Annotated in this window: 4 protein-coding genes; 3 read left to right on the forward strand and 1 reads right to left on the reverse strand. The window is 72.2% G+C overall.

Annotation, left to right across the window (positions count from 1 at the left end):
* Positions 1 to 138: 138 nt before the first annotated feature.
* The gene (locus tag ACTHMS_RS14955) at positions 139 to 1,221 is read right to left on the reverse strand and encodes a M36 family metallopeptidase (protein ID WP_440307471.1); all 1,083 of its coding nucleotides are present in this window, start codon (positions 1,219 to 1,221) and stop codon (positions 139 to 141) included.
* A gap of 290 nt (positions 1,222 to 1,511) precedes the next feature.
* Here ACTHMS_RS14955 and ACTHMS_RS14960 point away from each other — a divergent pair, with 290 nt between their 5' ends.
* The 3 genes from ACTHMS_RS14960 to ACTHMS_RS14970 all read left to right on the forward strand — a co-directional run.
* Positions 1,512 to 2,528, forward strand: a complete 1,017-nt coding sequence (locus tag ACTHMS_RS14960; protein WP_440307472.1) for an ABC transporter substrate-binding protein — start codon at positions 1,512 to 1,514, stop codon at positions 2,526 to 2,528.
* A complete protein-coding gene (locus tag ACTHMS_RS14965) occupies positions 2,525 to 3,586 on the forward strand; it encodes a FecCD family ABC transporter permease (protein WP_440307473.1) in 1,062 nt (353 codons plus the stop codon). The genes ACTHMS_RS14960 and ACTHMS_RS14965 overlap by 4 nt, the downstream gene beginning before the upstream one ends.
* Positions 3,583 to 4,237, forward strand: a 655-nt coding sequence (locus ACTHMS_RS14970) for an ABC transporter ATP-binding protein (protein ID WP_440307474.1), incomplete at its 3' end; no start/stop codon positions are given. The genes ACTHMS_RS14965 and ACTHMS_RS14970, both read left to right, overlap by 4 nt.

Raw genomic sequence — 4,237 nt, forward strand, 5'->3', positions numbered from 1 at the left:
GGGGGGCGCGCCCCCGCGGGCGGGGCGGGGCGGGGCCGGGCCCGCGGGCGCCGCGCGGGGCGGCGCGGGGCCGGGGGGCCCCCCCCCCCCCCCCCCCCCGCCGGGCGCGGACCGCGGACGAGGTTCCGGCCTGGAAGATCAGAAGACGATGCCCCGGGCCGCGAACCGGGCCTTGACGAGCGCGGCCGCTTTGGCGCCGTCGCGCTCCAGCGCGGTGCGGTAGGTCTGCGCGGCCGCCGCGGCGAAGGACGTGTCGGGCGCATACCCGAACTGCGAGTCGACGAGCGTGGTGTCCCACCGCGCCGTGCTGAGACCGAGCTTCTGGTAGCCGAGCCTGATCTCCCACAACGCCTGCGACCAGATCTGCCCGTCGTAGTGCACCTCGCCGATCTCGTCGGCCGTCGTGAGGTTCAGGTCGAAGCGGCGGATGCAGTGCGGCGCGGATGTGTAGGACGTCGAGTCCCAGTCCATCGGGCACGCCTGCTCGGCCCGTACCGGCCACCCGTACTGCGCATCCGCAGCGAGACCCACACTGACCGCGAGGTAGTCCCCGAACGCCTCGCCGATCGAGCCGGCCTCGTGGCTCGCGCCGAAGCCGGGGATCTGCGAGGCCTGCACCGCGTGGCCGTACTCGTGCACGATCACCTCGCCGTCCTCGGCATCGTCGACGCCGCCCTTGCCGAAGCGCAGGCGGTACGGCTTGTCGGTCTCGTAGGAGTTGTCGCCGCCGTACTGGTCGATCTTCACGGGCAGCGACTGGTCGACGACCGCCGGGAACGTGGTGCCGAACCCGAGCGAGCGCAGGTACTCCTGCGCCTGGTTCACCCAGAAGTACGCCATCACCTGTTCGAACTGGTCCTGGTCGCGGAAGTACTCGAAGTCGTTGGTCGGGCTGAACGCCGGCGTCCCGGTGGCCGAGGCGACGTTCACCCACCTGCCGCGCAGGTAGCCCGAGCCGTCGAGGTTGCGCAGCTGGGCGATCGCGTAGGCGCTCATGGGCACCGCCGACCGTGCATCGTTCTGGTCGGTCAGGGATTCGTCACCGCTCGACTGCACCGGATTGACCATGAAGATCCGCGCCGTCCCGGTCGACGAGCCGTTCCCGCTGTTGCCACCCGCGGTCGCCGTCGCCGGGGTGAGGGCGCCCAGCGCTGCGGCGAGCGGCAGCACCAGGACGATGCGGCGGAGGTGTGGGTGGCGGACGGGCAGGCGTACGCGCATGAGCATCCTCTCGGAAGCGGCTGAGGGGTCGACCGTAAACCGAGATCCACTCGCCGTGCTACCTTGCTCGCGGCCGCGCGCACGTCGGGCGGCCGGCGCATCCGCAGCGAAGACCGGTGAGAATCCGGCGCTGTCCCGCAACGGTACTGCCCCTCGGGGCGAGCCCGGACGCCTGCCTTGCGTCTCGACACCTGTCCTCGGAGGAAGGACGGTTCGGGCAGGTCTGCCGTCCGCGGCGGAACTGGCGAGCGTGCTTCACCCTCCCTGGCAAGACCGGAGGATGAACGACCATGATGCGGACGACAGCCGCACGCACCGGCCTCGTACTGATCGCCCTGATCGCCCCGACCGCGGCGATCACCGGCTGCTCGAGCTCCGGCTCGGCGAGCAGCCCCCCGGCGAGTACCACGGCCTCGACCTCGGCGACGTCGGGCAGCCCGACGACCGGGGCACCGTCGTCGGGCGCGGCGGCGGCGCAGTTCCCGGTGACCCTCGGCTCGGGCAGCGGCGCGGTCACCGTCAAGGCGATGCCGAAGCGGATCGTCTCGCTGTCGGCGACCGCGACCGAGGACCTCTACGCGGTCGGCGCCGGCCCCCAGGTCGTGGCGGTCGACAAGAACTCCAACTACCCGGCGGACGTGCCGCACACGAAGATCGACGCCTACCAGCTCGACGCCGAGGCGGTCGCGTCCTACCGTCCCGACCTCGTGATCGAGTCGGGGCTCACGCCCGCGCAGGTCACGCAGCTCACCAAGCTCGGGCTCGCCGTCTACGCCCAGCCGGCGCCGGCCAAGCTCGACGACGCGTACGAGCAGATCCTGCAGATCGGCAGGGCGACCGGGCACGGCGACGCCGCAGCGGCACTGGTCTCGTCCATGCGCAGCAAGATCGACGAGCTCGTCAAGGACAACCCGGCCGGCCACGCCGGTGAGACCTTCTACTACGAGCTCGACCAGACGTACTACTCGGTGACCACGGCGACGTTCATCGGCCAGGTCTTCAAGCTGTTCGGGCTCACCAGCATCGCCGACGCCGCGAAGGGCGCGGCAGCGGCCGGTGGCTACCCGCAGCTCAGCAGCGAGTACATCCTCAAGGCCGACCCGACCTACGTCTTCCTCGCCGACACCAAGTGCTGCGCCCAGTCGCCGCAGAAGGTTGCGGCGCGCCCCGGCTGGTCGGTCATGTCGGCGGTGAAGGGCTCGCGCATCGCCGCACTCGACGACGACATCGCCTCACGATGGGGCCCGCGCCTCGTCGACCTCGTGCAGGCGATCGCCACGGAGATCAAGGACCATCCGGCGACATGACCGCGCACACCGCCGCTCGGGTCAGCAGCATGCCGAGACGCCGTCACCCGCTCGCCGTGCCCACCGGCGCGGCGGCGGTGCTGCTCGTCATCGTGGTGATCGTGGCGGCGTGCGTCGGGCCGGTCGCGGTCGGCCCGGCGGACGTCGGTCGCACCCTGCTGGCGCACGTGTTCGGTGCGCACGTCTCGACCGCGCCGGTCGACCAGGCGATCGTGTGGCAGCTTCGCCTGCCCCGCGTCGTGCTCGCGGCACTGGTGGGCGCCGCGCTGTCGGCGAGCGGCACCGCCTACCAGGGCGTGCTGCGCAACTCGCTCGCCGATCCCTACCTGCTGGGTGTCGCGGCCGGCGCCGGTCTCGGGGCGACGATCGCGATCGTCGCCGGTGCGTCCGGGACGGCGGCGCTGCCGGTGGCCGCGTTCGCCGGCGCGGTGGTCGCGGTGCTGCTGACCTACGCCGTGTCGGCGATCGGCTCGGGCCGGTCGTCCGGCCACGCTGTCATCCTCGCCGGCGTGGCGATCGCCGCGATGCTCACCGCGGTGCAGACCTACCTGCAGCAGCAGCACGTCGAAGAGATCCGGCAGATCTACAACTGGCTGCTGGGCAGTTTCTCGGTGGCGAGCTGGGGTGACGTCCGGCTCGCGCTGCCGTATCTGGTGGTCAGCATGGCGGTGCTGCTCGCGCACGGCCGGGTGCTCGACGTGTTGCGGGTCGGTGCGGACGAGGCGGGGACGCTCGGCCTGCACCCTACCCGATCACGGCTGATCATCATCGCGGCGGCGACGCTCGGGACGGCCGCCGCGGTGTCGGTGAGCGGGCTCATCGGCTTCGTCGGCATCATCGTCCCGCATGCCGTGCGGCTGATGACGAGTGCGAGCTACCGCGTCGTCATGCCGGTGGCCATGCTCGGCGGCGCAGCGTTCCTCGTGCTCGCCGACCTCGTCGCGCGCACGGTGCAGGCGCCGGCCGAGGTGCCGATCGGCGTCGTCACCGCCGTGGTCGGCGGTCCGTTCTTCCTGCTGGTGCTGCGGTCGCGACGCGGGCGCCAGGGAGTGCTGTGACCAGTCTGCGGTTCGACGGGGTCGGCGTGCGCTACGCCGGCGTCCCCGCCGTCGCAGACGTCTCCTTCACGGTCACCGAGGGCGAGTGGGTCGCCCTCGTCGGCCCCAACGGCGCCGGCAAGTCGAGCCTGCTGCGTGCGGCCTGCTCGCTGGTGCCGCACGACGGCAGCGTCTGGGTCGGTGACACAGAGGCCGGACGCCTGTCGTGGCGCGACCGCGCCCGGCGGGTGGCGCTCGTGCCGCAGCAGCCGGAGCTGCCGGCGGCGATGACGGTGCTCGACTACGTACTGCTCGGCCGCACGCCGCACATGCCCTACCTCGGACGCGAGAGCGCGCACGACGTGGCGGTGAGCGAGTCGCTGCTGCACCGGCTCGACCTCACCCGCTTCGCCGAGCGGCCGCTGGCGACGCTGTCGGGCGGTGAGGTGCAGCGGACGGTGCTGGCCCGCGCCCTCGCCCAGGAGGCACCGGTGCTGCTGCTGGACGAACCGACCAGTGCACTCGACATCGGCCGACGCGTCGAGGCCCTCGAACTCGTCGACGAGATCCGGCGCGAGCACAGCCTCACCGTGCTGAGCGTGCTGCACGACCTGTCGCTCGCGGCCCAGTTCGCCGACCGTCTCGTGCTGCTCGTCTGCGGCGAGGTGCGCG

The organism is Jatrophihabitans sp., from assembly GCF_051960575.1.
GTDB lineage: Bacteria > Actinomycetota > Actinomycetes > Mycobacteriales > Jatrophihabitantaceae > JBQCEE01.

Bases quoted from the DNA above. Each gene is read 5' to 3' on its own strand.
- ACTHMS_RS14955 (WP_440307471.1), bottom strand. From the start codon at position 1,221: ATGCGCGTACGCCTGCCCGTCCGCCACCCACACCTCCGCCGCATCGTC.
- ACTHMS_RS14960 (WP_440307472.1), top strand. From the start codon at position 1,512: ATGATGCGGACGACAGCCGCACGCACCGGCCTCGTACTGATCGCCCTG.
- ACTHMS_RS14965 (WP_440307473.1), top strand. From the start codon at position 2,525: ATGACCGCGCACACCGCCGCTCGGGTCAGCAGCATGCCGAGACGCCGT.